At 38.2% G+C, this 1,553-nt stretch carries 2 protein-coding genes; one reads left to right on the plus strand and one right to left on the minus strand.

Features of this window, described 5'->3' with window-relative positions; genetic code table 11:
* Window positions 1–464: LLM class flavin-dependent oxidoreductase (locus AC1DRF_RS27260; protein WP_477742216.1), on the minus strand; the 464-nt coding region annotated here is incomplete at its 3' end.
* A 386-nt stretch (window positions 465–850) separates the two neighbouring features.
* On the opposite strand from AC1DRF_RS27260, the gene AC1DRF_RS27265 reads away from it, so the two are divergent.
* Complete coding sequence (locus AC1DRF_RS27265) at window positions 851–1,543, plus strand: response regulator (protein ID WP_477742217.1); 693 nt, start codon at window positions 851–853, stop codon at window positions 1,541–1,543.
* The last annotated feature ends 10 nt before the right edge of the window (window positions 1,544–1,553 follow it).

Below are 1,553 nucleotides of genomic sequence, written 5' to 3' on the forward strand. Positions count from 1 at the left end.
TGCTCTTTTGCAATTTCGTATCGTTCGCTGTGAAGAGGAAGATATCCTCTCCTGTGATTGCGCGCTGCCCCTTCTTGCGGAGAAGTAACTACGTTCCACCCCGCTCTCCCGCCGCTTATATGATCAAGAGACATCAGCTGACGAGCGATTGTAAAAGGCTCACTGAAACTTGTTGAAACCGTCCCAACCAGTCCGATGTGACTCGTAGAAGCAGCGAGAGCTGACAGCAGCGTAATGGGCTCAAAACGATTTAAAAAGTGAGGAATAGACTTTTCAGATATGGCTAATCCGTCCGCAATAAAGATAAAGCTGAACAGTCCTTTTTCCAATATACGCGCTTGTTTCTTATAAAACTCAATGTTAATGCTTGCATCAGGCTCTGCGTCCGAATGTCTCCATCCATCCGTCGTACTTCCAAGGCCTTTAATATTTGCTCCTAGCTTTAGCTTTCTTTTTTCACTCAACATATACTTCCTCCTTTTTATGATAAATAAAAAGAGATGCTTTGATTGTTCAAAGCATCTCCAGTCGTCTGGTCGATCGGTTTTTAATAGATGTTTAGTTGACTTATCTGCATGTTATACCTACTATCCAGGTAAGTCAAATTAGCTTTTTAAATATGTGCTTTTATTTCTTTAAAACTATAGCTACATTTCCTATTTTACGCACATCGCTTTCATAACAGCTCTCCTTTTTTCACTAGAGTTCAATATATGTTTATAAACTATGCTCGTCGAAAGCTATTCTTTCACATTTTATAAAGAACGCTGGTGAATCTACTATCACATATGGTAAATAAAAGGATATTGCTATAAAATAAGTATAAAAACAGAAAGCGTGGTACCTGTTATTGTTTAAACTTCTTTTAATTGAAGACGATGTAACGCTGTTTAACGAACTGAAAGAACGGTTGGAGCAATGGTCTTATGATGTTTACGGCATCCGTGATTTCAGTAACGTTATGCAGGAGTTTAGCGAGGTAAAACCTGATTTAGTTATTATGGATATTCAGCTGCCGAAGTATGACGGATTTCACTGGTGCAGAATGATTCGTTCTCTCTCGAAAATCCCTATCATTTTTCTATCTTCACGTGATCATCCTTCTGATATGGTAATGTCTATGCAGTTTGGCGCAGACGACTTTGTGCAAAAGCCGTTTCATTTTGATGTGCTTGTAGCAAAAATACAGGCCCTTCTCCGCCGCGTGTATAATTACAGCGTTGAACAAGTAAACCTTCTTTCGTGGCAAGGAGCTACGATTGATTATGAAAAAAACAAAGTATCAACCGAATCTACAGCTATCGATTTAACCAAAAATGAAATCTTTATTTTAAAATGTTTAATACAAAAAAAGAATATGATTGTAAGCCGAGATGAACTGATTAATAGTTTGTGGGAAGATAAACGGTTTATCAGTGACAATACGCTGACGGTAAACGTCAATCGCCTGCGAAAAAAATTAGATGAAATTGGACTTGGAGCTTTTATTGAAACAAAAGTCGGCCAAGGCTACGTAGCCATTGAAGAGGAACGCTATGATTAAACTCTTTATT

This window comes from Priestia sp. P5_B4, assembly GCF_056400385.1.